Here is an 848-nt window from a genome sequence, read left to right on the forward strand (position 1 = left end):
CGCTGCCCTGGGGGACCAGGGCGGGGAAGGCCCGCAGCGTCATCGAGCCCGAGGTCTGCGTGATCGAGCGCGGCAGCGTCGGCATCTGCGTGACGCCGTCCGCGTGGAACGCCGGGTCCGGCGCTGGGGCCGAGGCCTGGGCGTCCTTTGGCGCGTGCGCGCCCCCGTTTGGGGCAGACTGCGCGCCCTTGGGGGTGGGGGAATCCTCCCCACCGCGCGCGGCGGCCTTCTCCGAGGCCCCGCGCCCGCGCTTGTTCCTGCGCGCCTGCTTCTCGCTGGCCTCCTCGAGGGCCGCGCGCACGGCCGTGCGCACCGCCTTGTTCGCGTCGCTGGCGAGGGATCGCTGCAGGTAGGCCAGGTCCTTGCCCGCGCCCAGCTCCTTGCCCGACGCGTCGGTGACGACGAAGGTCATGCGCAGGTGGTCGGGCAGGTGGGCGCGCGCGTGCGCCAGGTCCGCCTCGCTGAGGTCCACGCCGCGCAGGACGCGCACCGCGTGGGCGAGGGCCTCCAGGACGGGGCGCTCGGTGAGGGGGCGGGGCTTGGGCGCCTCGCTCGCGGCGGTCGCTTCGGGACCCTGAGTGGCCGGCGCCTGTGTGGGCGTCTCCTTCTGCGTGGCCTTCTTCGGTGCCTTCGCAGGGGAATTGCGCGTTGAGAGACGGCCGGAGGTCGCGCCCCACGCGGCCAGTCGGCCCATCGCGGCGTCCAGGCTCAGCGGGTCCGGCTCGTCGGAGTCGGCGGCCTTCGTCGCTTTCCCGGAGGACTTGTCCGCCGCTGACGCCACCACGGCCTCGACCGGCTCGTCGCCCGCCTGCTCGATCCAGCGAGCCACCGACGCGGCCACGTCCGGC

Annotated in this window: 1 protein-coding gene; it reads right to left on the reverse strand. The window is 75.4% G+C overall.

Annotation, left to right across the window (positions count from 1 at the left end; genetic code table 11):
* The coding region (locus HMPREF1137_RS07515) for a DUF3418 domain-containing protein (RefSeq protein WP_231284058.1) at window positions 1-829 on the reverse strand (829 nt) is incomplete at its 3' end.
* Between the last annotated feature and the right edge of the window lie 19 nt (window positions 830-848).

Source organism: Actinomyces sp. ICM39 (genome assembly GCF_000282935.1).
Lineage (GTDB): Bacteria > Actinomycetota > Actinomycetes > Actinomycetales > Actinomycetaceae > Pauljensenia > Pauljensenia odontolytica_B.